The following is a 25,450-nucleotide window of genomic DNA, read 5'->3' as shown; positions in this document are numbered from 1 at the left end:
CACGTCTTGGCTATTGAAAAAATAACGATGCCACAGCTTGGCGAAAGTGTGACAGAAGGAACCATCAGTAAATGGCTCGTCTCACCAGGAGATAAAGTAAATAAATATGATCCTATAGCGGAAGTAATGACAGACAAAGTTAATGCAGAAGTTCCTTCCTCTTTCACAGGTGTCATTAAAGAATTAATTGCAACAGAAGATGAAGCATTAGCAGTTGGTGAAGTCATCTGCCTAATCGAAGTTGAAGGTGGAACTACTGGAACCACTAACGATAGCTCTAAAGTTTCGTCATCGAATAACGAAGCAAAAGCTGTAGAACCAGCTCGTACTGGTGAACCTGCTAAAGATGCAGAGCCTAATAAAGGCCGTTATTCTCCGGCAGTTCTTCGCTTAGCACAGGATCATAGCATTGATTTAGGGCAAGTTTCTGGAACTGGTATGGGTGGTCGCATCACACGTAAAGATGTTCAGCAGATTATAGACTCAGGGCAAATTCCTACAGCAGCTACAAAAACTGAAGAAAAGCGTCAACAAACGGAAGAAAAGCCTCAACAAACAGAAGTAGCGTATACTGCTCCTTCAGCACCAAAACAAGCTTCACCTGCAATCGAAACACAGCATGGTGATCTTGAGATTCCTATTACAGGTATTCGAAAAGCGATTGCAACCAACATGCTTCGTAGTAAGCATGAGGCTCCACATGCTTGGACAATGGTTGAAGTAGACGTTACTAACCTAGTGAATTATCGTAATTCCATCAAGGATGATTTCAAAAAAAGTGAAGGATTTAATCTAACTTTCTTTGCTTTCTTTGTAAAAGCAGTTGCACAAGCACTAAAGGAGTTCCCACAAATCAATTCAATGTGGGCAGGAGATAAAATCATCCAGAAAAAGGCGATTAACATCTCTATAGCGGTCGCTACAAAGGATGCTTTATTTGTACCGGTTATCAAAAATGCTGACGAACTAACTGTTAAAGGTATTGCGCGGGAAATTACTGAGTTAGCTAATAAAGTTCGTAATGGTAAATTAAAATCTGATGAAATGCAGGGTGGGACATTTACTGTAAACAATACTGGATCATTCGGTTCTGTTCAGTCGATGGGAATTATCAACTATCCGCAAGCTGCGATTCTACAGGTAGAATCAATCGTTAAACGTCCAGTTGTGATGGAAGGTAACATGATTGCTATTCGTGATATGGTTAACCTTTGTATGTCACTTGACCATCGAGTACTAGATGGACTAATCTGTGGTCAATTCCTAGCACGAGTAAAAGAAATCTTAGAAAACACTTCAAAAGAAAATACAAACGTATATTAATGAAAAGCAGTCCTTAATGGGACTGCTTTCTTTTTAAAAGGCTATGTTAAAGAACAATGTTGATTTTTAGCACTGTTGATTGAAGTGGAAGGATGCGAGACTCCTGCGGGAAAGCGGGTCGCGGGAGACCCCGCAGGCACGGTTTTCGCCGAGGAGGCTCACGGACTCGCCCGCGGAAAGCGAGTGTCCTGCAACGAAAATCAACAACATTGTTTAACAGCGCCTTTTAAAAAGATGTTTTGTAAAGAATATTGCCTCTAACAAGCGTTGTTAAGTATTGTAGATTGTCAGTTCAACATTGTACACAACTAGTATTTATACTAAAATTAGATAAGAGATCAGTTCATTTACATAGTCATTAATGTGACAGCTAGAAAAACTGAAAGCGTTTCCGGATAAAGGGGGAATTGAGATGGGAGAAAAGCGGTCAACTGATTGGGTATTTGATTTAAATGAGTTCTTAATTCCAAGTTATGAAGAATGGGAGAAAGTAGCTACTTCTTCATTAAAAGGTAAACCATTTGAAGAACTTTTTTCAGGAACTTACGAGGGAATTCAATTAAAACCTATATATATAAGTGATGAAGATACTCACCTTTTGGATCTACAGCTTAATAAGAAGGGTAATAATGACTGGGTTATTAACCAGGAGCTACGTGGGGATACGATTGAGGAGCTTCTATCATCCATTGAGAGTGCTCGTAAATTTGGTCAAACCACATTACATTTTCATTTAAAGTCGTGCTCATACTTGAAAGGCGTTGAAATCACAAATATTGAAGAACTAAATAGAGTGATAGAGTCTATACCTTCACAAGAGCTTTCTTTATTTGTGGACACTCATCTACAGCAGAGTGCTTTTTTAACAGGACTAATGACAACACTTAAAACTGCTAATAAAAAGGTTCATGGAGTCATTGGCACTGATCCGATTAGCGAATGGGTTAGAAATGGTACCCTTCCATCACCACTATCTTTTTATTATGAAGAAATGGCTGTTATGGTAAAAGAAACGAAAGAATTTCCTAGCTTAAAAACGATACTTGTATCTAGTCACGCTTTCCATAATGGTGGAGCCAATTCAGTTCAGGAACTTGCTTATAGTTTATCAGTGGGCATTGAATATGTTAGACAATGCTTAAACCAAGGTCTAACTATAGACGAAATTGCACCTAAAATTGCTTTCTCTTTCTCAATTGGCTCCAATCTGTTTATGGAGATAGCCAAACTAAGGGCAGCTAGTTATTTATGGTCATCAATTATTCATGAGTTTGGTGGTAATGAAGAATCGAAAAAAATGTGGATACATGCTAAAACTTCGATTACGACAAAAACTACTCATGATCCTTATGTAAATATGCTTAGATCAACAGTGGAATCCTTTGCGGCAGTTGTTGGTGGAGCAAACAGTATCCAGACGTCACCTTTTGATGAGGCTTTCCAAAAACCAACTGCTTTCTCAGATCGAATCGCGAGAAATGTACAGTCGATTTTACTCGAGGAGGCTAGCCTTGGTAGAGTGGTTGATCCATCAAAAGGTTCTTGGTATGTGGAAGGTTTAACAAAAGAATTCTCTGAAAAAACGTGGGAAATCATCCAACAACTTGATCTAGCAGGTGGAGTGGTAAACTCTCTACGAACTGGAGATATTCAAAGTGAGATAGAGAAAGTAAGGGAAGAACACTTTAAAAAAGTTGACAATCGCAGAGAAAAAATTGTTGGTGTGAACATGTATGCGAATGTGTTAGAGAAAGATCAGGTTTACTCTATAACAATGGATAAGGAGCAACCAGTTGAGAACCAACCTGAAGTAAACCTTTCATTAAGCAGTACGGATTTATTTAAGCAAATCGAGATGGAACTCCAGGCTGGTACAACATTTAGTAAACTACAATCTGCATTACAGAATGATGATAAAGAAGCTGACATTGAGAAGATTCCAGAAATTCGATGGTCCATGAAGTTTGAGAAGCTCAGACAAAATGCGTCGAACTATTTTAGCAAGACAGGTGAAAAGTTAGCTGTAAAGCTCGTAAATATAGGGGAGTTAATACAGCATAAGGCTAGAACTGACTTTATAAAAGGGTTCTTTGAAGTGGGCGGTTTTCATATAAAAGAAACAAATAGTCTTAAAAGTATAGAGGAACTTTCACAAGTACCAGCTTTACAAGAAAATCGAGTGGTTATTATATGTGGTGATGACTCAACTTACACACAGATAGGTAGGAAGGTTGTCGAACTGCTTAAGAAAATGAATCCTGACAGCTTAATATTCATAGCAGGAAACCTAGAACAACAAGCCCTTGCAGAGTATAAAGAGGCTGGTTTAAAAGAGTGTATTCATATGAAGACAAACTGTTACCAATTTTTAGATAGTCTGCAACAGGAACTGGGGGTAAATGATGAAAAAGCCTAATTTCGCTTCCATACCGTTTGATCAATTAACTTTTAGTCAACAAAAGACTGCAGAGCTTGAAACGAATTCCTATGAAACAAACGAAAAGATCTCAATTAAACCTAGTTATAATGAAGATGACGTAAGAAGTCTACCATTTTTAAATTATATGCCGGGTATTGCCCCTTACATGAGAGGTCCTTATCCGACCATGTATGTAACTCGACCTTGGACCGTAAGACAGTATGCTGGATTTTCAACTGCAGAAGAAAGTAATGCTTTTTATAGACGTAACTTAGCAGCAGGTCAAAAGGGTTTATCTGTAGCATTTGATCTAGCCACTCACAGAGGCTATGACTCAGATCATCCTCGAGTAGTTGGAGATGTGGGGAAGGCTGGAGTAGCAATTGACTCGATCCTTGACATGAAAATCTTATTTGATGAAATTCCACTTGATGAAATGTCCGTTTCGATGACGATGAATGGTGCTGTACTTCCAATCATGGCCTTTTATATTGTCACTGCAGAGGAGCAGGGCGTATCAAAGGAAAAGCTATCAGGAACCATTCAAAATGATATTTTAAAAGAATATATGGTGCGAAACACCTATATCTATCCTCCTGAGACCTCAATGAGAATTATCGCTGATATATTCGAATATACGTCAAAATATATGCCGAAGTTTAATTCCATTAGTATCTCAGGCTATCATTTACAAGAGGCAGGTGCCCCTGCTGATTTAGAACTTGCATATACACTAGCTGATGGATTAGAGTATGTCAGAACAGGTCTGAAGGCAGGTATTGATATTGATTCGTTTGCGCCTAGACTTTCTTTCTTCTGGGCGATTGGAATGAATTACTTTATGGAAGTGGCCAAAATGAGAGCAGCTAGACTTCTTTGGGCAAAGCTCATTAAGCCTTTTAATCCCAAGAATGAAAAGTCTTTAGCACTTCGTACTCACTCCCAAACATCGGGGTGGAGTTTAACTGAGCAAGATCCATTTAATAACGTTACAAGGACTTGTATGGAGGCACTAGCGGCCGCACTTGGACATACACAATCACTTCATACAAATGCATTAGATGAGGCAATTGCACTTCCCACTGACTTTTCTGCTCGAATAGCACGTAATACATAGCTATATTTGCAGGATGAGACGGGAATCACTAATGTTATTGATCCATGGGGTGGGTCTTACTATGTAGAGTCACTAACGGCTGCACTAGTTGAAAGAGCTTGGGAGCATATTTCAGAAATTGAAGAGCTTGGTGGAATGGCAAAAGCAATCGAAACGGGTCTTCCAAAGATGAAGATAGAAGAGGCTGCTGCTAGAAGACAGGCTCATATTGACTCTGGTAAGGAAGCAATAATTGGGGTAAACAAATACCGCTTGGATCAAGAAGAAGAAATAGAAACATTAGATATCGACAATACAGTAGTTAGACAAAAGCAAATTGAAAGACTTCAGTCACTAAGAGAAAATCGTGATGAACAAAAGGTGCATCAAGCATTGGAAGCCATTACACGTGCAACAGAAACAGGTGAAGGTAATCTCTTAGAACTTTCAGTTGAGGCAGCTAGAGTAAGAGCTTCCCTTGGTGAGATTTCGGATGCCATCGAGAAGGTAGCTAAACGTCATAAAGCAGTCATTCGATCTATAAGCGGAGTTTACGGCTCTGAATACTCCAATGAGGAGGAAATAGAAAAAGTGAAGCAACTTACTGATGACTTTGCTGAACTTGAAGGAAGACGACCACGAATCCTTATTGCAAAGATGGGTCAGGACGGTCATGATCGTGGAGCGAAAGTAATTTCAACAGCATTTGCAGATTTAGGATTTGACGTGGATATTGGACCATTGTTTCAAACTCCAGAAGAAACTGCCTTGCAGGCGATTGAAAATGATGTTCATGTGATTGGAATGAGTTCATTAGCAGCAGGACATAAAACCTTACTTCCCCAGCTTATGGAGGAATTAAGAAAGCATGACCGTGAAGATATTGTCGTTATTGTAGGGGGAGTTATACCTTACAAGGATTACGATTTCTTAATAAGCCAAGGTGCCTCTGCTGTGTTTGGACCTGGTACAGTTATTCCGGTTGCAGCTGAAAAAGTCCTTCAAGAGGTATGCGTGCGTCTTGGGTATGAGAATGTGGTGGGTACGAATGAATGACCCAAACGCAAAACGCCCGAGAAAAAGGGAGAGAACAGTAGAAGAGCTTGTTGGGGGAGTACGCCAAAATAATCGAGCCATGCTAGCTCAAGCCATTACATTAATTGAGAGCAATGCCCCTAGACACTTTGAGCGGGGGCAGGAACTCATTAACCAACTCTTACCTGAAACAGGAAAATCAATTAGAATTGGTATAACCGGTGTTCCTGGAGCAGGTAAAAGTACATTTATCGAGGCTTTTGGAATGTTTTTATGTGAACTTGGTCATCGTGTTGCAGTGTTAGCGGTTGATCCCTCTAGCAGTATAACAGGGGGAAGTATTTTAGGGGATAAAACTCGGATGGACCGTCTCTCTAAGGACCCTAGAGCTTATGTAAGACCTTCTCCAGCTGCAGGTACATTAGGTGGTGTAGCTCGAAAAACGCGTGAAACCATTCTTGTTTGTGAGGCTGCTGGCTATGATGTAATAATTGTAGAAACAGTCGGAGTTGGTCAAAGCGAGGTAACGGTGAGGAGTATGGTCGATTTATTTATGTTACTAGCGTTAACGGGTGCAGGAGATGAGCTTCAGGGAATGAAAAAAGGTGTGATGGAGCTAGTCGACCTACTTGTTATTAATAAAGCAGATGGAGATAACAAAGATAAGGCACTAAGAGCAAAAGTAGAATTCTCAAGGATTCTTCACTTTCTTAGACCAGCCACTAAGGGCTGGACGTCAAAAGCATTGACCTGCTCAGCTCTTTATGAAAAAGGAATCGGCGAGATATGGACAACAATCCTTGAATATGAACGTGATACAAAAGCTCAAGGAATATTTGAGGAAAGAAGAATGTCTCAAATGAAAGACTGGTTTTATACTCTAATTAAAAACCAGCTTGAAACGAGCTTTTTTTCACACCCAACCATAAAAGAGCAGTTGCCTTTCTTAGAAAAAAGCGTGCTATCGGGTCAACTTTCAGCTAGTCTTGGAGTGAGTCAGCTATTTGAACAATATAATCGGAACAAATGAACCAGCTAAAACTAGTTATTTGAATAAGTAGGTTTTGCTTGATAATATTAATACATAAAGAGTAAGGAGGAACGATAATGTCAATGAACTTTAACTTTTTTATAAATGACGTAGTAAAACAAGCAAGAGAGGATATGGTACAAGCTGGTTATACTGAATTAACCAACCCTGAAGAAGTAGATCAAGCACTTAATCAAAAGGGAACGACCCTCGTTATGATTAATTCAGTTTGCGGTTGTGCTGGTGGAATTGCACGTCCTGCTGCTACTCATGCGATCCATTATGATAAGCGCCCAGACCATTTAGTGACGGTTTTTGCAGGACAGGATAAAGAGGCAACAGGGCAAGCTCGTACTTACTTTGAAGGCTACCCACCATCCTCACCTTCGTTTGCTTTATTAAAGGATGGAAAAATTCAAATGATGGTAGAGCGTCATGAAATTGAAGGGCATGAACCAATGCAGGTGATTCAAAAGCTTCAGAATGCTTTTGAAGAATATTGTGAAGAAGTGTAATATAATAACCATATTATAAGGAGATGGTAATCTTAGATTACCGTCTTTTTTTTGAGGGAAAATAGCAGAAACGTTTGTCAGCAAAAATCTATGTTAGCTATGGCGCTCCATAAGGGGAAATGAGTATGAAGTTTAAAATAGGATACCGTACAATAAAAACGGCATTAGGAGTAACGATAGCTGTATGGATTGCTCAAATCCTAAAGCTTGACTATTACTTGTCAGCAGGAATTATTACCATTCTTTGTATCCAAGCTACAAAGAAAAAATCCCTACAGAGCTCTTGGTCTCGCTTGCTAGCTTGTACCATTGCTATGTTTTTTTCGATTTTGTTTTTTCAGATTCTAGGGTATCAACCTTGGGTCATTGGACTATTTATAATTTTCTTTATTCCAGTAACCGTCTTTTTTAGAATACAAGAAGGAATTGTAACCAGCAGTGTTATAGTATTTCACCTGTATAGTGAGGCCACCTACTCACAAGCAATTTTATTAAATGAATTTGCTCTTATTATTATTGGGATAGGGGTTGCTTTATTAATGAACCTTTATATGCCAAGTGTAGATCACCAGCTTAGAAAGTATCAAGGCGAGATTGAAGAATGTTTTAGTGGGATTTTTAAAGAAATTGTCAATTATATCAGGTTAAAGAATTCTGATTGGAGTGGTAAGGAAATAGCAGAGGCTCACGAAATCCTTCGCGAAGCTAAAAGCTTAGCCTTTAGGGATGTTCAAAATCACTTTCTAAGACATGAAAATATCTATTATTCCTATTTTAAAATTCGAGAGCAGCAACTTGAAATATTAGAAAGAATCCTGCCACTTGTCATTCCACTCAATCATTTTGGTAACGAAGGAGAATTGATAGCAGAATTTATAGAGGATATTGGAAAGTCAATTCACCCTGGAAATACTGCAAAACGGTTTTTAATTAGAATAGAAGAATTAAAAAAAGATTTCAGGGAGCTCGATCTTCCTAAGACGAGAGAGCAATTTGAAGCAAGTGCTTCCCTTTTTCAGCTACTAAAAGAAATGGAGCAATATTTAGTTATTAAAAGCTATTTCCGTCCAAATGAATGAGAACCAGATCCTTGTTAAAAACTATCCTTAAAGGATGGTGCTGAGGATGATTCAATTGATGCTAGCTATAATCCTAACCGTTTCACCGATATGGCCGATAGGACCTAATCCTCTAGTAGGAGACCCGTTCATCATTGTAAATAAAAAGACAAATGAGCTTGCATTTATAAATGAAGGTGAAGTACAGAAAGTATACCCTGTTGGAACAGGTATATTCGATGATTTTACTCCAGAGGGTAGCTTTTCCATTACCGTTAAGGCTAAGGACCCGTACTATAGAAGAAAGAACATTATGGGAGGAAGTCCCGAAAATCCTCTAGGAAGTCGATGGATTGGATTTAATGCTTTAGATACGGACGGTCGCACATATGGAGTTCATGGTACTAACAATCCTTCATCAATTGGAAAAGCTGTCTCACAGGGATGTATACGGATGCACAATGAGCATGTTAACGAACTATTTGATCAAGTTCCGATTGGCACGAAAATCTTTATAACAACCTCTCAAAAAAACTTTAATGAGCTTGCTCGTGAACAAGGTGCCCTACATTAAATAACACCCTCTTAATTCGATTAGGAGGGTGTTATCATGTCTGATCTATATTAAATTGTATGTCTGCTAGTGATTTTTTACATAAAAATTCTCAGTAAGCCCAACAAAAGAGCAACAGAACTAATTCCCGTTCCTACCACCCATTTGATCATTTGTAAATGAGCTTTGCTCATACTTTTCTCTAAGTCAGCTTGAGTGATCAGTTCTTTTTCCGCAATGAGCTCATCAACAAGTGCATGAACGTCATTCTCATCCAAAGAATGAGTTAAAGACTCTTGATAATTTTCTTGAAGGCTTTCGAGTTCATCTATCTTCATTTCTAATTCTTTCACCTTAAGTTCTAATTCTTCCAAAAAACATCCCCTCCTTCATTCCTTTTCTATATTCTATTCATGACAGAATCATATTGAGTAGGACAGTCATACAGAAGAAGTAGAATAAGTGTCTAGTTTTCACACTGTTTTTACATAAAATGGATGTACTGAGATAAATACCCATTCGTAAGTAAATCAGATACAGATAGTTCCAGATTGGAGGCTAACACATAAACTAAAAACAACTACATGAAAAAGGGGTGTCTATTTTGCCAAACGTAATTCTCGGCCCTGTCATATTTAATAGTAACGAAGGAATCATTACTGGTGCTGCATTAAATGCTTCTCCAACCAGTACTAGTAAAGTAGTTGCAGGCTCTGGTGGTTTCAACACTGGATATTGGGTAGTTACAAATAACTGGATAAGCTCATCTGGAAACATTGATCCAGATGTTAATGATTCTAATGTAAATGAAGTTGTTTAAGGTTTAGGGATTTATTTATCTGAGACGGAACTTTAGGAGCGGCGAATCATTCGCTATAAGAAAAATTTATTTTAGCGTGAATCTCAATAGGGATTCATGCTTTTTTTGTTCCTTTAGCATAAGGATGTAGTAACAATAAACTGAGGCTAAATGTAAACAAATACCCGAAATATTTCTTAACTAGGCAAGAGCCCTTCCGATACCCAGTAAGCTTACATATAGTATAACAAATGGTCAGGGAGGTGTAGTTATGAGTGGAGTAACAGGATATGGTGCAGGATTCGCGTTAATTGTAGTGTTATTCATCCTACTGATCATTGTGGGATCAGCGTACGTTGGATACTAATTTAAATTTAAATATAAAGGAGGAACTATAATGTTTGGAACAGGTTTCGGTTGCGGTGGTTACGGTTATACAGCTCCTGTAACTACAGGTTATGGAAGTTCATTTACGCTAATTGTAGTTCTATTTATCCTATTAATTATTGTTGGCGCTGCTTGGGCGTAATAGTTAATAGGTGAATAGCTCCTACTCCTCTTCGGAGTAGGAGCTATTTGGGTTTACTGAAAAGTATTTTTTATAAGTCTCTACCTGTTAATCCAGGTGACTTATCAGTTTCTTCGTTGTTATTATAGTTAGGGTCATTGGAAGTCTGTTCATGAGGGCGATCACTTCCTACATAAGTTGACTTATGCGCTTGTTGGTTCTTGTTAAATTTCTCAAAATCTTGATTAACCATGTACAACTACTCCTTTTAATAAAATATGGAAAAGCCCTACAGAAATGTAAGGCTCTCATTATGTTATTGCTGATAAGGTGATTGCATAAAGTGACCTTGTTGATATTGGTTATGTTGAGAAGTCATAGGTTGTTGTATAGCTGTTTGGGTTTGGTAGCCATATGCTGACGTTCCACTTGTAACAGAATGTTGCATCTGATCACAGATATTAACGATTTCTTGACAACGTTGGATGGCCATTTCGTGATTACGTAAGCTTAGCTCAAGGTTTTGCACAGCCTGTTTTTCGCGTTGTAAGATTTGCTCTAATGCTTGTACATTTTGTTGCTCCTGCTGAATCATTTGACGGTACTGTTGATTTCCTTGGTGAGTTTGTTGAATTAATTGCTGAGCAATTTGGCGACATTGTTGAGCCTGTTGAATACCATGCTGAACGGTATGCATACGATCTCTCCTCTAAAATAAAGTATGTTGTGGAATCGTAATTCCTTTGATAGTTTGTTACTTGCTCATTAAATAAAAACAGACAATACATACCAGAATTAATGGGGATAGGTGCCCTGCTAATCCAGTTAAATAAAGAAAAAAATAAATAGTGATTTCTACACTGTTCTGATAAATTATAAGTAGGATAAGTATTGGCAGAGGATGTGGGGAAATGCAACCTTCAATCGCAGTTCAACCGACCCATAAAATGATGGGAGTCACACTTGTATTAGTAGCCGCCATTTTATGGGGAGTATCGGGTACTGTTGCACAATTTATGTTTCAAGTAAAAGGATTTAATGCTGGTTGGCTTGTTGTAATTAGACTTCTCTTTGCAGGTTTACTAATGCTAATGGTTACGTATCCTAAACAAAAGCATAAAGTGTGGAAAATTTGGAGAAGCAAACAGGAACGAATTCACCTAGTACTATTTGGCTTATTGGGGATGTTGGGTGTTCAATATACATACTTTGCAGCAATTGAAGCTAGTAATGCTGCAACCGCTACGATTTTGCAATATTTGGGTCCAGTCGTTATTTTATTTTATCTGGTGATACGGGCAAGAAGATCACCTACATATAAAGAATTAATTGTCATCATACTAGCGTTAATTGGGACCTTTCTACTTGTGACGGATGGAACGGTTCATTCTCTTACCCTTTCAAAAGGTGGCCTTTTTTGGGGACTTGCATCAGCGATTGCCTTAGCATTCTACACTTTACATCCAGCTAGCTTAATTAAAAAATGGGGGACAATGGTAGTTGTAGGATGGGGGATGTTGATAGGAGGAATTGGATTTAGTTTTATCTTTCACCCATGGGACATCCAGGGAACATGGGATAGCTCATCAATATTTGCTCTTCTCTTTATTATTGTCTTTGGAACCTTGATTCCTTTTTATTGTTATTTGGAGAGTATGAACTATATCTCTCCGTCAGAGACAAGTACTCTCGCATGTGCAGAGCCATTATCTGCTGCGGTAGTGTCAATCATATGGTTACATGTTTCGTTTGGATGGGTACAGTGGATCGGTACAATTTTTATCTTGGCGACGATTATGTTAATTTCACGGTGGAGAAATCAGTAGCAAAGTAAGCTCAGATTATTTTATTGATAACTTATAAAGTATCATTTGTGCTTAGTACGAAGAAACTTTATCAGATTGAAGTCAATCATGATATAGAAACATAAACGAAAATCCTCCACATTTAGTGGGGGATTTTCACCTATTAAGAATGGCATACTTTGTATTAACTTGGGTCGTTCTCATCTAATGATAATGTTGTCACTTTTGTATATTCACCTTTATTCACTTCTTCATTAGTTGCATCTTCCATTAATTCATCCTCTGTATCGATCCCAACTGCAATTGTAGGTTCTTCATTCTTTCTATCAGTCATAGCTACTTCTCCTTTCGTATACCTATTTAATACTAAATCCACGTTTACTAATGATTTCAGCTATTTGTTTTAATTCTATTGCTTTTTCATCATATTCTACTTTAAGTTCATTATCGGTAGTATCCATCAATACTCGCTCAATTCCGGGAACTTTGGACAAGCTTTGCTCCAGATACTGAATATCCTGTTCGCCTTGAATACTATTTAAAAAGAAAGTGCTAATACTCAATGGGTATCCTCCTGTTTCTACTTTTTATAAGTATGTGACATTAATCTATATCTACTTTTTCACGAGTCCAAGTAGTGTCACTTCCACTTATGGGGCATACAGGAAAATCTTCCTTGCCATTTAATCTTAACCGCTGTCCAGATTGACATCTGTATTCTCCATCAACCGGTACACCTTGACCAGTGCGGTATATCTCTACATTTTTATTCATCCGATCTCACCCCCTAATCATGCATAACCATAGCTTTTCCTGAAAGAAGAAATTTACTATATAAGGTAATCGAGAAGTTAGTGCATGTTTTATTTTTCGTATACTTGGCTGTGCTTTTTGTTTTGGCTCTGTTAATGTACAAAGTTAATTTCTAGCAGAGTTGATTTTAGTGGAGGGATGCGAATGTAATAGAACCTCTGCTAAAAGCTGTCACGTCCTGTGGCAAACGCAGAGGTCAGCACATCCTGTGCAAGCGTGGGAGCAGCGTGACATAGGGACAAAGGAAGTTCACTTTGTCCTTGGTGAGACCCCGCAGGCTCATGCCGAGGAGGCTCACCGCACGCCCCGCGGAAAGCGAGTGTCCTGTAACGGAAATCAACACCAAGGTTAAATAGGGGCTTTGGTATAGAAGTAACTTTCTTTAGGAAAACAGCCTTTAATTAACTCGAAACAAAAACAAATATAAGGTATAATGATTAGGTTATAGTACAGTATTTAAAATCAAAATAGAGTTAAAGTGTTGAAAGCGAGTGTTCATAATGGGACGTAAGTGGAACAATATTAAGGAAAAGAAGGCATCTAAGGATGCAAATACAAGTCGTATTTATGCTAAATTTGGCCGTGTTATTTATGTAGCGGCAAAACAAGGGGAACCAGATCCTGAACTAAATCAATCTTTAAAGTTTGTACTTGAACGTGCGAAGACATATAATGTCCCAAAAGCTATTATCGATCGAGCGATTGATAAAGCAAAGGGTGCATCTGATGAAACATATGATGAACTTCGCTATGAAGGGTTTGGTCCTAATGGTTCGATGATCATTGTTGATGCTTTAACGAATAACGTGAATCGTACCGCTGCAGAAGTTCGTGCCGCCTTTAATAAAAATGGTGGAAACATGGGAGTAAGTGGCTCTGTTTCTTATATGTTTGATGCGACAGCTGTTGTTGGACTAGAAGGCAAAAATGTAGAAGAAGTTCTTGAGATTTTGATGGAAGCAGACGTAGATGTTCGTGATATTCTAGAAGAAGAAGAATCCGTAATTGTCTATGGGGAGCCTGATCAGTTTCATGCAATTCAGGAAGCATTTAAGAATGCAGGGGTTACAGAATTTTCTGTTGCCGAGTTAACGATGTTAGCTCAAAGTGATGTAAGCCTACCAGAAGACGGTCAAGCTAAGTTTGAAAAACTTATTGATACTTTAGAAGATTTAGAAGATGTTCAGCAAGTGTACCACAATGTTGAATTAGGATAATAACAAAGAAGCAGACTCAACTATTTCGTTGGTCTGCTTTTTTGCTTATAAATAATTTGTTGGATATCGATGCTAGTTCATAGTAATTCTAATCCAGCCCCATTAGCCTGGGCAATTCCACCATTTGTTCAAAGATAATAAGTATATAATTTTGTGTTGTACTTAAACGAATTTTTGTAGTAATCCAGCTCCAGCACCCAGCCCCTCGAGGTCAAATAACCCTTGAAGAGTAAAATGGAAAGATCGCCCTTTTTCTCTTCAAGGAACATTTGCTTGTCGGGGCTAAACGGGGCGCTTGCGCCTCTTATTCTTAAACGTTATTTTTAACAGTAGGATGGTTCGCAATAAATTCTTGGTATTCTTGAAACTGGCCTGGTTGAATAAAGATCTGAAATGCATTTTTTTCATTATTTTTATAATATATGTATGCTAGTTCATCCAATAGCCAATCAGAAGTTTCAGAACCCCTAAAAAGAATAAATTCAAACGTATCTGTATCGGTAAGTCCATGAACCACCAGTTCCGTTGAACCACCACCTAAGTTGGTTGATTTTGCCACTTTTAACTCTGAGAATTGTATCAATTGTTGCACCCCCTTATGTTGTTAAACAAGCTTATTGTATGGTAGAAATCCTCATAATGCAATTACATTAACTAAAATAGCAATTTTTAGAAGAGTAGAATGAGGAACTATATTCACCACTCATTGAGGGGAAAAAGGCTATAATATAGATATATTAGATAATAAGCAATAGATCATAGTATAGAAGAATGGAGTGACACAGTGGATACACAAATACAAGAAACCTTGGCAGATCTTTTCAAGAATTCATCTTATCAAATTGGCGGTCATGGCACTAGAAATATTGATGTATTAAAGATGGCATTTCAAGATGTTGAAGGCAAGCTGGAAAGTGATTTATACGGTACAGGTCAGGTAATCGAAGACTTCCAAAAGAAAATGGCAGCATTCCTAGGAAAAGAAAACGCTGTGTTTTTTCCTAGCGGTACAATGGCTCAGCAAATAGCGTTAAGAATTTGGTGTGATCAAAAAGGAGTGAAGAGGGTCGCCTATCATCCCCTTAGCCATTTAGAAATACATGAGGAGGACGGCTTAAAAGAACTCCATCAAATTGAGTCAGTTTTACTAGCAGACCAGGATCGTGTTGTTGAGCTAGAGGACATTGAGGCTTTAAAGAAAGATGTATCATGTATCTTACTTGAACTCCCACAGCGTGAGATAGGTGGACAGCTACCTTCATATGAAACTCTTGTTAACATCTCTAACTATTGTAAATCAAAGGATATAAAGCTCCATTTAGATGGTGCAAGACTTTTAGAGGTTCTTCCCTATTATAAGGTAAGTGCTAAAGAAATCTGCTCTTTATTTGATAGTGTTTATCTATCATTTTACAAAGGAATTGGCGGTATTGCCGGAGCAATTCTAGCTGGAAGTCACGAATTCACACAAGAGTCTAAAACCTGGAAACGTCGCTATGGTGGTGACTTAATTAGTCTTTATCCCTACATAATTAGTGCAAACTATAATTTTGACAAAAGAGCGACTGAAATGAATAGGTATTATACAGGTGCAATAGAATTAGCAGAGCTTTTTAATAGCTGTACAAGAATTACTACAAGACCTCTACAACCTGTTTCCAATATGTTTCACGTTCATTTTCAAGCATCTAAAGAAAAGATGGAAACCATTTTAAAAGAGCTTTATAAGGAAAGTGATATTGGGATGACCGGAAACCTTCGAGAAGTGAACAATAAAGAGGCATATTTTGAGGTAAGTATCGGAGATCAATACGAGGTTATTCCGAAAGAAAAATTAAAAAAGATGTTTGAACTGCTTGAACTTAAAATGCACCAGATATAAACAGAACAAAAGGCGCAAGCGCCTCGTCAGATGAAGGCAGGCTAAGTGCGCAACGTCCTGTTGCAACGCCTGCCTGACCTGCATCCTGCAGGCCTCCGACAAGCAAATGTTCCTTTGAGAAAAAAGGGTGGGTTTCCCCTTTATTCTCGAAGGGTTATTTGACCTAGGAAAAAGTGTGCTTCCTTTTTCCCTCGAGGTAGGATGAAATTGCAAAGATCATCGCAGTTTCATCTTGGCTGGGCGCTGGAGCTGGATTACTATACACTAGCCTTATTTATCCACTAATGATAAACTTTTATAATTTTCTAAACAACAAAAAGGAGAAAGCGAATGCTTTCTCCTTTTTGTCTGTCCATTTATTTGTCTTTTGTTAATTTCATAAGTTCAAGTGTTGCATCATCTGTATTTTGAATAAATGAGACTAACTCTCCGTTAGATTCACTGTGGTTTTCTATTGATGCTGCGATTTCCTCAAGTGATGCCGTGGTTTCCTCAATGATTGAGGCAAACTCTGTAACAGATGTTTCAATGGTTGAGGATGATTCTGAAATAGAAGCAGTAACCAATTCATACTCCTTAACAGTTGCATGTAACTCGTGAACGGAATTGTTTATATTCTCAAATACCTTTAGAGTTTCTTGAGTTAGAGTTACACTTTCAGTCATTTTAATAGCATTATTTTTCATTTGCTTCTGTGAGAAGCTTGTATTCTCATTCACTTTTGCTAAATTTTCAGAAATACGATTTGCTGCCTTTGTTGTTACTTCTGATAGTTTTCTAATTTCTCCTGCCACTACAGCGAATCCCTTTCCGCTTTCACCAGCTCGTGCAGCTTCAATGGAAGCATTCAGTGCAAGTAAATTAGTTTGAGCCGCAATATCACGAATACTATCAGAAAAAGTAGTAGTTTCCGTTATTTTATCAGCAAGATTTTCCATCGTTTCTGACATCGTATCAATAGATTGTTGAAATTCACTTATCTTAGATAGTAATGCTTCTATAGTTTGTGTACCTTCTTCTGATGCACTGTTTGTGACAGCAACCTGTTTGGAGAGGAAATTTGCATTCTTGACTAATTCATTCACCATTTGATTAAGTGTCTCCACAGACGTGGTAATCGTGCCTGCAGACTCACTTTGAGTTTGCATTCCAGAAGATATCTCTCCAACTGCGACCCCGACTTCTTGTAAGGAATGAAGTTGGTCCTCACTTTGTGCACGAACCTTTCCGATATTTTCACTAATGGTTTTGGTTCCAGAGCTTAAATAGCGGCTATGCTCCTTTTGCTTTTCTACAAGTGTTTGTGTTTGAGATTGCAACTCATTCATTTCCTTCTTCATTTGCTCGGAAACCCTTAATTGGAAAAATAATGTTAACGTAATAAGTCCAAAAATTAAATAGTAAGCAAAAATGCGAGTCGTTTCCAGTTGAAGAACGTCTTGTGAATTAATAAAGAATAAAATACTAATCAATAAAGCAGATAAAACACCCATAATTGTGGTAGATTTTTTATTATAAATTGCGATTGTAGTTAATAAGTAGAGTGGCATTAAGATCATAGTAATTGCCTGCGTACTGACCATTATTAGATAAATGACAACAGCAAGACCTGCAATTGTTAGGTATGGTATTTGCATGGTTAAATATTTTTTATACATAAGGAAGGCCAGAAAGGCGAGAACAACAAATCCACCAATCCCAATTGTCAAAATCAAAACAAGCGGCTGTTTCAGTCCAATCTCAACAACAATTGCTAAAATAACCGATAGTAACGATACCATGAAAACTAGCTTATTCTTTCTTTCAATATCTGCAACTAAAATTTGATCCAACTGACTTTGGTTGTCGTTCATAATTTGCAGCTCCCTTATTTGTAATCTCTTATCCTAATTTTGTCATAAATTTTACAAATTTCAACAAAAAAAATAAAAAATTCGCTGTTTTCTCATATTTTTCAAAATTGTTTTATTGTGGACTCTAACACTTACCAAAAGCCATCAAAAAAATAGACCCCTTTTAATAGGAGTCTATTATTACTTACTATAGAATTTTTGCGTATAATACGGTTGAAATTTAGAGTTGAAGGCAACTCCAACACCTAAGTATTTGAAATCCTTTTGAAGAATATTTTCTCGGTGACCCATGGAATTCATTAAACCTTCATGAGCAAAGATACTACTATACTGACCATATGCGAGGTTTTCTCCTGCAATGGTAAATTGTATGTCATCCTCAAGCATTCGGTCAAAAGGGGACTTCCCTTCTAAATTCTCATGACTAAAGTAGTTGTTAACTGCCATATCTTTACTATGCTTACGGGCTGTTTCTCTAACATAATCATCCCAAGTAAGTACAGATAGCCCAAACTTTACTCGTGTTGAATTTGTTAAGTCAAACAGTTGGTATTCAAAGCCTTCCTTAAGCGCCTCAGTCTCATTTGTATAATAATCATTGCGTCGATCCTCTAATGACTTACTAACGATTTGTATGGCGGTTACGGTGTTATTTTGGTGCTGATCATAAAAAACTGTGATATAGGAATCATCAATCTGGAACATTTCAAACTCTTGCTTTTTATCAAACTGATAAAAAACCATCCCTTTATTTATGCTTGAAAGAGATTCCCCTAATTGTTCACCAACCATTTGTTTATTGCTTCCCAGAACAATTCCATTTGAGGAAGAGATTAAATCTTGGTTCGTATATATGGCAGCCACTTTGTTCTGGTCGTTATAACCAACCATGATAAAGTTATGGTAATTTTCATGATAGACGTTCCAGTTGATCCCATATTCATTCTCTGAGGTTCGCTTTGGACTTCCTAATAGTTGTTCGACCTCTTCTTTTGATTGGTGAAGTTGAACATTATGGACCGAGAATATCTGCTGAGTTGGTGTAGCTAAGACAGGTTTTTCTATAGGTGTTGCTGAATTAGTTTCCTGTTCTTGATCTTCAACAAGGGTATCTGATAACTGTCTAGCCATTTGGTCAAATGTCACTAACAGTTTAGTAATTGAATCATTAACTTTCTCATTTTCTTTTAATGTGTTGTATTGACCTTGAATAACTTCAGTGAATTCATTAATCTGAAATGATTCAGGCTGTTTCTGCCATACTCCCCACAATACATATAAGAAAATGCTAAAGGATAAAAGAAGCAGTAGCCGTCTTATCATTTGTTCACTCTCCATTTCTACTATCATTCTAGCCAAAAAATACAGATTACACTCAGTTTTTTTGGAAGTTTGAGAGTATACTTTGTCTAGCTAGGCTTTATAGAGCGTGTTCAAAAAGGAGGAAAAAAATAGCCGAGAAGTTCGAAGCGGCGAAGAGTTGAGCACCGGAGTGTATGCATTTTATACATGAGGAGCGGAAAATCAAGCCAACGAAGAAATTCGACAGCTATTTTTCCCGGACTTTTTGAACATCCTCTTATAGGTAAAAGTAAAGGCCAAACCCTATTATAATAATAACTGCTAATAACAAGTAAATAAATGTTAGTCTAGTAACATTCTGTTTTGTGGACTTTCTGTATTCTTGATCCCCTTTTCCGGCCAGGGCAAGGGTTCCAAACAATCCTGCAAGTAATATGATAATACCCAAAATAGATAACGTTAAAACCATTATATCCACCTCATGATTCGAATAGTAAAGTAGGTTAAATCCTAATAAAAAGAGAACGACTAAGCAAAGTCGCTCTCTTCCATACTACTATATTCATTGTATTAAAAGAACATAGCAGCTCCTGTAAATAAAGTAGTTAATAACATTGAAAGAATCATCAAGTAAACAATAATTTTTTGTGTTTTACGGGTCATGAACGTTCTCCCCCTTTTATTCATCCTAGTATCTTATATTTTACCTGCAACCATAAACGAGGACAAGTCATAAATAGTGGCAGGAAATTTAATTTCTAACAAAGAACTACAATAGTTGGATGTCTTTCTAGTATACTAGTAAGTGTATGCGTTTTCTTTAATTGTATGAGGGGGTCTCAGAATTGATTAAAAAAATTGACCATATCGGCATTGCTGTTCGGTCTATCGAAGATTCGTTGAAGCTTTATATAGATGTTCTTCAGTTAGAGCTTATTGGGGTGGAGACGGTAGAGTCTGAACAAGTAAAAGTAGCTTTCATCAAGGCAGGAGAAACAAAGCTTGAGTTATTAGAGCCGATGTCAGATGATAGCCCAGTAGCAAAGTTTATCGAGAAGAAGGGCGAAGGTATTCACCATATTGCTCTAGGTGTAGAATCAATAGAAGAACGAATTCAATATATGAAGGAACATGGAATACAAATGATCCACGAGCAATCCAAACCTGGTGCTGGTGGAGCCCAAATTGCATTTATGCATCCAAAATCAACAGGAAATGTACTGTTAGAGCTTTGTGAAAAGAAATAGGAGGTAAGTAGCTTGGATATTTATAAAAAGATTGATGAACTATATGATAAAAGAAGAGAAGTTGAATTAGGAGGTGGAGATGAAAGAATCGGTAAACAGCATGAGAAGGGAAAGTTGACTGCCAGAGAGAGAATCGATTTACTCGTTGATCCTGGCACCTTTGTCGAACTAAATCCTTTCATTGAGCACCGCTCACAGGACTTTGGACTAGCTAATAAGAAGGGTCCTGGTGATGGAGTTGTAACAGGTTATGGAAAAGTAAATGGTCGTCCAATCTATCTTTTTTCACAGGATTTTACTGTTTTTGGTGGAGCATTAGGTGAAATGCATGCCAAAAAGATTTCTACCATCATGGATTTAGCTGCAAAGAACGGTGCACCAATTGTTGGTCTGAATGACTCCGGAGGGGCTCGTATTCAAGAAGGTGTGGTATCATTAGATGGTTATGGTCATATCTTCTATAGAAATTCTATCTACTCAGGTGTAATTCCCCAAATCTCAGTCATTATGGGACCATGTGCAGGTGGAGCAGTATACTCTCCAGCCATTACTGATTTTGTTTTCATGGTTGAGAAAACAAGTCAGATGTTTATAACGGGTCCGAAGGTTATTGAAACCGTGACAGGTGAAAAAATCTCATCTGAGGACTTAGGTGGGGCAGACGTACATAACTCGATTAGTGGAAACGCACATTTCTCAGGTTCAACAGAAGAGGAAGTCTTAGAGCAGGTTCGCCATTTACTTAGCTATTTACCTCAAAATAATGAGGAAAAGCCACCACTTTTAAACACTGGTGAAGATGATGATTACAGACCTGAATTAACAGAAACGATTCCATTTGATGCAGTTAGACCGTATGATGTTCGAAAGGTAATTGAGCAAGTAGTAGATCAAGGATCCTTTACGGAAGTACATAAAGATTTTGCAAGAAACATTGTAATTGGTCTCGCTCGGATAAAGGGAGAGGTTGTTGGTTTGGTGTGCAATCAGCCAAAGGTAATGGCTGGTGGGTTAGATATCGATTCTTCTGATAAGGCAGCAAGATTTATCCGTTTTTGTGACTCTTTCAATATCCCAATTATTACGTTTGAGGACGTTACCGGCTTTTTCCCTGGTGTAAAACAGGAGCATGGAGGAATTATTCGTCATGGAGCAAAAATCCTTTATGCCTACTCCGAAGCGACAGTCCCTAAGTTGACCGTCATCTTACGTAAAGCATATGGTGGGGCCTACGTTGCCTTAAATAGTAAAGCAATAGGAGCAGACCTTGTATATGCATGGCCAAATGCAGAAATTGCTGTAATGGGTCCTCAAGGAGCAGCTAACATTATTTTTGCTAGAGAAATTGCCGAAAGTGAAAATCCAGAGCAAACTAGAGCGGATAAGATTGAAGAGTATCGTGAGAAGTTTGCGAGTCCGTATATCGCTGCTAGCATGGGAATGGTAGATGATGTCATTGATCCAAGAGAGACAAGAATTAAACTCATTCAAGCATTAGAAATGCTTCGAAATAAGAAAGAAGAGCGACCAAGAAAGAAACACGGAAACATTCCGTTGTAATTGATAGGAGGAACAATCATTGATTAACCAAGAAAGATTATTACAAGAGTTTTTAGAGCTAGTTCAAGTTGATTCGGAAACAAAGTTTGAGGCTGAAATCTCTAAAGTATTAACAGAGAAATTCACAGCTCTTGGAGTAGACGTTTTTGATGATGAGACGACTGAAGTAACAGGACATGGTGCAGGGAATTTAATTTGTACACTTCAAGGTACAAAAGAAGGTGTAGATCCAATCTACTTTACATCTCATATGGATACTGTTGTTCCGGGTAAAGGAATAAAGCCTTCTGTAAAAGATGGATATGTGGTGACGGATGGAACAACGATTCTAGGTGCTGATGATAAAGCAGGAATAGCGGCAATGCTTGAAGCAATTAGAACGCTAAAAGAAAACAATATTGAACATGGTACAATCCAATTCATTATTACAGTTGGAGAAGAATCAGGACTTGTAGGTGCAAAAGCACTTGATCCTTCTAAGATTGTGGCAAAATACGGATATGCATTAGACAGTGATGGAAAAGTAGGGAACATCATTGTGGCCGCTCCCACTCAAGCAAAAGTGAAGGCGACGATTCTTGGAAAAACAGCTCATGCTGGTGTTGCTCCAGAAAAGGGTGTGTCGGCAATCACAATCGCTTCAAAAGCGATTGCAAAGATGCCACTTGGTCGAATCGATGAAGAAACAACTGCTAATATTGGCAGATTTGAGGGTGGTCAACAAACGAATATCGTTTGTGACCGTGTTGACATCTTGGCTGAAGCCCGTTCATTAGTAGGAGAGAAGATGGAAGCACAGGTTCAAAAGATGAAAGAAGCATTCGAATCAGCAGCCTCTGAAATGGGTGGACGTGCAGAAGTGGAAATTACCGTTATGTATCCTGGCTTTAAATATGGAGAAGGCGATCATGTAGTAGAAGTTGCGCGTCGTGCAGCTGCTTCCATTGGTCGTACTTCAGAGCTACAAAAAAGCGGTGGTGGAAGTGACGCAAACGTGATCGCAGGTCACGGCATCCCAACGGTTAACCTTTCTGTCGGATACGAGGAAATTCATACAACAAATGAAAGAATGCCAATAGAAGAATTAGTAAAGACTGCTGAGTTTGTAGTAGCAATTATTCAAGAGGTTGCACAATAAAAGAGGCGAAGGCCTCTTTTTTACTAGGCTTTAGGAGGAATTAATAATGGAAAAGGTTAATATACAGGAGAAATTCACCTTATTCAATGAACATTGGAGCCCTAAAATAGCAGGAGAAATAAATGATATGCAAGTCAAATTTGCAAAGCTTAAAGGTGAGTTTGTTTGGCATCATCATGAACATGAAGACGAAATGTTTCTTGTCATTAAAGGTAGTCTCTTACTAAAGTTCAGGGATCAGGATATCACCATAAATGAAGGTGAATTCATTATTGTGCCAAAGGGTGTTGAACATTTACCCGTTGCAGAAGAAGAGGTTCATGTCTTACTTTTTGAGCCTAAATCTACATTAAATACAGGTACTGAGGTTAATGAGAGAACAGTAGCTGACTTACAATCCATTTAATTCTATGAAATAAAACCCCAAAAGTTTTAGTATGAAACTAACTTTTGGGGTGTTTTTTTATTCTTGGAACAACGAACCCTTTCTCTTTTTTGCTGAATAGTTTTACATACTAGGCAGGATACTGTAAACGAATTCATAAAAAGGAAATAAATGGAGATGGTGGGATAAACCTTGCAACGAAACGGGTGCAGGATAGAGTCTTGAATTTACCATTAAGTGCAAGACCTTATATAACGGAGTAGCCTAGTAAAAATATAGGTCTAAAAAGAATGGGTCCTGCATTTACCTATTAATGGGGAGGTGGGGGAATGAAGTGGAAGCATTTCATTGGCAACCAAGAGGAACTAGAAGTCGTGATGGGGCGTCATTACACGAGAACAATGAAGATTGTGCTGGGTGGAATTTTAGCAGCACTAGCTTCTATATTTCAGTCGGCGGGGATCTTTGTAGGATTTGGTTATGTGATTAGCATTCTTACAACCTTACCAATCGTCATCGCAACAGTCATTTCAATAAGAATTGGTTTTATGACATATATCTCAACTATTCTTTTGCTAGCTATTCTCCAGCCTAGTGAGCTAATGGTATTTCCATTTACAACTGGATTAATTGGGTTGGCTCTTGGAGTAGGATTGCGATTATGGAAAAGTCCCGTTGCAATTATTCTACTGTCAGGACTATCACTAACTGTAGGCATCTCAATTTTGTTGTATGCCTTAAAATTCCCAATTCTTGGACCGTCTGTTATTTCAGCCTTTGATCCGACTGTTCTACTATTTATTATGCTTTTTTCGCTTGTATACAGCTGGATTTGGCTAAGGCTTAGTATTATTGGCTTACGCGGCCTCCAGCGGGCAGTCTTCACAAGACAAGAAACAGTGTACAAAGAAAATTGAAAAAGGGCGGCTATGACCTTACAAGAATTAAGAGTAACCACATAAATAGGAACGAACAGTGGCTAATGCTTTTGGTACATAGAGCATTAGCCTTTTGTATGTTATTAAGGTTATAGTTGAAAATACTCCAAGTGTAAAGTTACTAATTGACGAGATTAATATAGCTATTGCAAGTTAGGACTAAACAGTACACCTCTGCTTTCCTCATTTTAATCAGTAATGACCAATCCCAATAGAGTTGCAAATTGAATGGCTTGCAACGTAGATACTTTACAACCGTTAAGATCAGGAATGGATACAGTTAGTGATTCAAAAGTGGAATCACTTATATCAATCCCCTTAAGTGAAGTTTTTTCAAATGTTGCAGAGTTAATATTACACTTACTAAACTCTACTGTTTTAAATATACAATCATAAAAATCTGAACCTTCCAATGAAGTGTCCTGAAATGATACTCTTTCTAGCTTAGAATTTCCGAGTGTTGCTAGGTTCAGTAAAGAATGGTCAAATTGAACATGCCCTATTCGAGAATCAGTAAGGTTAATACCTAGTAGTTTACAGCCCTTAAACACAGATCTATGCATATATGAACTATTTAAATTTGAATTGGAGAAATCGCAATTCTCAAACAAAACATCTGTCATTTCTATATGACTGAAGTCGGTATTGTTGAACTTACAATTCTTTATAATCATTTTAGATAATCGGACTTTTTTTAGCACTTCATCAGAGAAAGTACAATCATTAACCATGCACATTTCTAATTCTGGATCTTCCTCATACAAAATATCATGGAAGTTTTTAATAGGTAAATCTTTAGGTACTTTTGGCGAATCCATTTTCATATAACTGCCTCTTTCAGGTTAGAATAGGTAAACGTTTTTTACGTTATATCTCAATCATTAGTTTAAGAAAATATTAAGATAATAAACAGACTATATTTTTATAGGAAATTGTGTGCAAAGTTAGCAAACTCATATTATTTGCTTAATACT

29 protein-coding genes and 1 pseudogene are annotated in these 25,450 nt (G+C 37.8%); 18 read left to right on the top strand and 12 right to left on the bottom strand.

Features of this window, described 5'->3' with window-relative positions; all coding sequences use genetic code 11:
• Positions 1-6: 6 nt before the first annotated feature.
• The 7 genes and pseudogenes from G4D63_RS07305 (at position 7) to G4D63_RS07275 (ending at position 9,050) form a co-directional block, all read left to right on the top strand.
• A complete protein-coding gene (locus tag G4D63_RS07305; RefSeq protein ID WP_163178980.1) occupies positions 7-1,323 on the top strand; it encodes a dihydrolipoamide acetyltransferase family protein in 1,317 nt (438 codons plus the stop codon).
• Positions 1,324-1,735: 412 nt separating this feature from the next.
• On the top strand, positions 1,736-3,739 hold the full coding sequence (locus G4D63_RS07300; RefSeq protein ID WP_163178979.1) for a methylmalonyl-CoA mutase family protein: 2,004 nt from the start codon (positions 1,736-1,738) through the stop codon (positions 3,737-3,739).
• Positions 3,726-5,894: pseudogene (gene scpA, locus G4D63_RS07295) on the top strand (methylmalonyl-CoA mutase). Before G4D63_RS07300 ends, scpA begins: the two are co-directional and overlap by 14 nt.
• Entirely contained in the window at positions 5,887-6,903 is a 1,017-nt protein-coding gene (gene meaB / locus G4D63_RS07290) for a methylmalonyl Co-A mutase-associated GTPase MeaB (protein WP_338023903.1), read from the top strand. The pseudogene scpA and the gene meaB overlap by 8 nt, the downstream one beginning before the upstream one ends.
• Before the next feature lie 77 nt (positions 6,904-6,980).
• Entirely contained in the window at positions 6,981-7,418 is a 438-nt protein-coding gene (locus G4D63_RS07285; protein WP_163178978.1) for a BrxA/BrxB family bacilliredoxin, read from the top strand.
• Between the two features lie 125 nt (positions 7,419-7,543).
• Positions 7,544-8,497 (top strand): aromatic acid exporter family protein, encoded by a 954-nt coding sequence (locus G4D63_RS07280; RefSeq protein WP_163178977.1) that lies wholly within the window; start codon positions 7,544-7,546, stop codon positions 8,495-8,497.
• 46 nt (positions 8,498-8,543) lie between these two features.
• Positions 8,544-9,050, top strand: coding sequence for a L,D-transpeptidase (locus tag G4D63_RS07275; RefSeq protein ID WP_163178976.1), 507 nt, complete (start codon positions 8,544-8,546; stop codon positions 9,048-9,050).
• A gap of 77 nt (positions 9,051-9,127) precedes the next feature.
• On the opposite strand, the gene G4D63_RS07270 is transcribed toward G4D63_RS07275, so the two are convergent.
• The gene (locus tag G4D63_RS07270) at positions 9,128-9,403 is read right to left on the bottom strand and encodes a hypothetical protein (RefSeq protein ID WP_163178975.1); all 276 of its coding nucleotides are present in this window, start codon (positions 9,401-9,403) and stop codon (positions 9,128-9,130) included.
• Positions 9,404-9,633: 230 nt separating this feature from the next.
• Between G4D63_RS07270 and G4D63_RS07265 the strand changes: the two genes are divergently transcribed.
• The 3 genes from G4D63_RS07265 to G4D63_RS07255 all read left to right on the top strand — a co-directional run bounded on the left by G4D63_RS07265 (position 9,634) and on the right by G4D63_RS07255 (position 10,357).
• Positions 9,634-9,849 (top strand): spore germination protein, encoded by a 216-nt coding sequence (locus tag G4D63_RS07265; RefSeq protein ID WP_163178974.1) that lies wholly within the window; start codon positions 9,634-9,636, stop codon positions 9,847-9,849.
• A 250-nt stretch (positions 9,850-10,099) separates the two neighbouring features.
• Positions 10,100-10,195: a YjcZ family sporulation protein gene (locus G4D63_RS07260; RefSeq protein ID WP_163178973.1), complete on the top strand. Its 96-nt coding sequence runs from the start codon at positions 10,100-10,102 to the stop codon at positions 10,193-10,195.
• A gap of 30 nt (positions 10,196-10,225) precedes the next feature.
• A complete protein-coding gene (locus tag G4D63_RS07255) occupies positions 10,226-10,357 on the top strand; it encodes a YjcZ family sporulation protein (protein WP_163178972.1) in 132 nt (43 codons plus the stop codon).
• Between the two features lie 70 nt (positions 10,358-10,427).
• Here the strand turns inward: G4D63_RS07255 and G4D63_RS07250 are convergent, their stop codons facing one another.
• A complete protein-coding gene (locus tag G4D63_RS07250; RefSeq protein ID WP_163178971.1) occupies positions 10,428-10,589 on the bottom strand; it encodes a hypothetical protein in 162 nt (53 codons plus the stop codon).
• A gap of 63 nt (positions 10,590-10,652) precedes the next feature.
• Positions 10,653-11,033 carry a hypothetical protein gene (locus G4D63_RS07245; protein WP_163178970.1) on the bottom strand — a complete coding sequence of 127 codons (381 nt, stop codon included), beginning with the start codon at positions 11,031-11,033 and terminating at the stop codon, positions 10,653-10,655.
• A 214-nt stretch (positions 11,034-11,247) separates the two neighbouring features.
• Here G4D63_RS07245 and G4D63_RS07240 point away from each other — a divergent pair, with 214 nt between their 5' ends.
• Positions 11,248-12,162, top strand: a complete 915-nt coding sequence (locus G4D63_RS07240; protein WP_163178969.1) for an EamA family transporter — start codon at positions 11,248-11,250, stop codon at positions 12,160-12,162.
• Between the two features lie 163 nt (positions 12,163-12,325).
• On the opposite strand, the gene G4D63_RS07235 is transcribed toward G4D63_RS07240, so the two are convergent.
• Genes G4D63_RS07235 through G4D63_RS07225 form a run of 3 tightly spaced genes read right to left on the bottom strand, consistent with a single transcriptional unit; the run spans position 12,326 to position 12,915 of the window.
• Positions 12,326-12,475: a hypothetical protein gene (locus G4D63_RS07235; RefSeq protein ID WP_163178968.1), complete on the bottom strand. Its 150-nt coding sequence runs from the start codon at positions 12,473-12,475 to the stop codon at positions 12,326-12,328.
• Between the two features lie 22 nt (positions 12,476-12,497).
• Positions 12,498-12,704: a heavy-metal-associated domain-containing protein gene (locus G4D63_RS07230; protein WP_163178967.1), complete on the bottom strand. Its 207-nt coding sequence runs from the start codon at positions 12,702-12,704 to the stop codon at positions 12,498-12,500.
• Positions 12,705-12,744: 40 nt separating this feature from the next.
• Positions 12,745-12,915, bottom strand: coding sequence for a hypothetical protein (locus G4D63_RS07225; RefSeq protein WP_163178966.1), 171 nt, complete (start codon positions 12,913-12,915; stop codon positions 12,745-12,747).
• Positions 12,916-13,454: 539 nt separating this feature from the next.
• On the opposite strand from G4D63_RS07225, the gene G4D63_RS07220 reads away from it, so the two are divergent.
• Positions 13,455-14,171 (top strand): YebC/PmpR family DNA-binding transcriptional regulator, encoded by a 717-nt coding sequence (locus tag G4D63_RS07220; RefSeq protein ID WP_163178965.1) that lies wholly within the window; start codon positions 13,455-13,457, stop codon positions 14,169-14,171.
• A 310-nt stretch (positions 14,172-14,481) separates the two neighbouring features.
• Here the strand turns inward: G4D63_RS07220 and G4D63_RS07215 are convergent, their stop codons facing one another.
• On the bottom strand, positions 14,482-14,754 hold the full coding sequence (locus G4D63_RS07215) for a hypothetical protein (RefSeq protein ID WP_163178964.1): 273 nt from the start codon (positions 14,752-14,754) through the stop codon (positions 14,482-14,484).
• 201 nt (positions 14,755-14,955) lie between these two features.
• Between G4D63_RS07215 and G4D63_RS07210 the strand changes: the two genes are divergently transcribed.
• Positions 14,956-16,053 (top strand): threonine aldolase family protein, encoded by a 1,098-nt coding sequence (locus tag G4D63_RS07210; protein WP_338023904.1) that lies wholly within the window; start codon positions 14,956-14,958, stop codon positions 16,051-16,053.
• 356 nt (positions 16,054-16,409) lie between these two features.
• Here the strand turns inward: G4D63_RS07210 and G4D63_RS22435 are convergent, their stop codons facing one another.
• From G4D63_RS22435 to prli42, 4 genes are all read right to left on the bottom strand, one after another.
• A complete protein-coding gene (locus tag G4D63_RS22435) occupies positions 16,410-17,003 on the bottom strand; it encodes a methyl-accepting chemotaxis protein (protein ID WP_420837811.1) in 594 nt (197 codons plus the stop codon).
• Positions 17,004-18,086: 1,083 nt separating this feature from the next.
• Positions 18,087-19,229, bottom strand: coding sequence for a CAP domain-containing protein (locus G4D63_RS07200; protein ID WP_163178962.1), 1,143 nt, complete (start codon positions 19,227-19,229; stop codon positions 18,087-18,089).
• A gap of 256 nt (positions 19,230-19,485) precedes the next feature.
• Positions 19,486-19,677 (bottom strand): hypothetical protein, encoded by a 192-nt coding sequence (locus G4D63_RS07195; RefSeq protein ID WP_163178961.1) that lies wholly within the window; start codon positions 19,675-19,677, stop codon positions 19,486-19,488.
• A gap of 101 nt (positions 19,678-19,778) precedes the next feature.
• Positions 19,779-19,871: a stressosome-associated protein Prli42 gene (gene prli42 / locus G4D63_RS07190; RefSeq protein ID WP_163178960.1), complete on the bottom strand. Its 93-nt coding sequence runs from the start codon at positions 19,869-19,871 to the stop codon at positions 19,779-19,781.
• A 182-nt stretch (positions 19,872-20,053) separates the two neighbouring features.
• Between prli42 and mce the strand changes: the two genes are divergently transcribed.
• The 5 genes from mce (at position 20,054) to G4D63_RS07165 (ending at position 24,455) form a co-directional block, all read left to right on the top strand.
• Positions 20,054-20,455: a methylmalonyl-CoA epimerase gene (gene mce, locus G4D63_RS07185; RefSeq protein WP_163178959.1), complete on the top strand. Its 402-nt coding sequence runs from the start codon at positions 20,054-20,056 to the stop codon at positions 20,453-20,455.
• Positions 20,456-20,467: 12 nt separating this feature from the next.
• Entirely contained in the window at positions 20,468-22,015 is a 1,548-nt protein-coding gene (locus tag G4D63_RS07180; RefSeq protein WP_163178958.1) for an acyl-CoA carboxylase subunit beta, read from the top strand.
• Between the two features lie 19 nt (positions 22,016-22,034).
• On the top strand, positions 22,035-23,153 hold the full coding sequence (locus tag G4D63_RS07175) for a tripeptidase T (RefSeq protein ID WP_163178957.1): 1,119 nt from the start codon (positions 22,035-22,037) through the stop codon (positions 23,151-23,153).
• A 43-nt stretch (positions 23,154-23,196) separates the two neighbouring features.
• A complete protein-coding gene (locus tag G4D63_RS07170) occupies positions 23,197-23,559 on the top strand; it encodes a cupin domain-containing protein (RefSeq protein WP_204559067.1) in 363 nt (120 codons plus the stop codon).
• Between the two features lie 308 nt (positions 23,560-23,867).
• Positions 23,868-24,455 carry a hypothetical protein gene (locus tag G4D63_RS07165; protein ID WP_163178955.1) on the top strand — a complete coding sequence of 196 codons (588 nt, stop codon included), beginning with the start codon at positions 23,868-23,870 and terminating at the stop codon, positions 24,453-24,455.
• A gap of 209 nt (positions 24,456-24,664) precedes the next feature.
• On the opposite strand, the gene G4D63_RS07160 is transcribed toward G4D63_RS07165, so the two are convergent.
• Positions 24,665-25,300 (bottom strand): pentapeptide repeat-containing protein, encoded by a 636-nt coding sequence (locus G4D63_RS07160; RefSeq protein ID WP_163178954.1) that lies wholly within the window; start codon positions 25,298-25,300, stop codon positions 24,665-24,667.
• Positions 25,301-25,450 lie beyond the last annotated feature (150 nt).

The organism is Bacillus mesophilus (assembly GCF_011008845.1).
Taxonomy (GTDB): Bacteria; Bacillota; Bacilli; order Bacillales; family SA4; genus Bacillus_BS; species Bacillus_BS mesophilus.
Note: the sequence above shows the minus strand (reverse complement) of the source record. Positions and strands in the feature narration are given on the sequence as shown.